Genomic DNA, 281 nt, shown 5'->3' on the forward strand with positions numbered 1-281 from the left:
TTGTTTTTCTTGCTTTCATCGTATACACCTCGGGTTTTGGAGAATATGTTTTGTTCTCTTTACCCATAGTATAACGTTTTATCCAGTTTCGTACAGTGCGATCTGATGGGATATTGTATTTAATAGCCAACTGTACAGATGATATTCCCTTTTCAAAATACTCATTAATAATTTGTAGTTTAAAAGATGGCGGATACGAGTTATTTTTTGTTTTAGGTAACAATCCATTAACTCCATATAATTTATACCTCTGGTATTTTTCACTTAATAATCTACGATTT

At 31.0% G+C, this 281-nt stretch carries 1 protein-coding gene; it reads right to left on the minus strand.

The window, feature by feature from the left end:
* A partial coding sequence (locus LQ688_RS13965) for a helix-turn-helix domain-containing protein (RefSeq protein WP_239706565.1) occupies positions 1-223 on the minus strand: 223 nt, incomplete at its 3' end.
* Positions 224-281: the final 58 nt, after the last annotated feature.

It is taken from the genome of Mammaliicoccus sp. J-M40 (genome assembly GCF_022386395.1).
Classification (GTDB): domain Bacteria; phylum Bacillota; class Bacilli; order Staphylococcales; family Staphylococcaceae; genus Mammaliicoccus; species Mammaliicoccus lentus.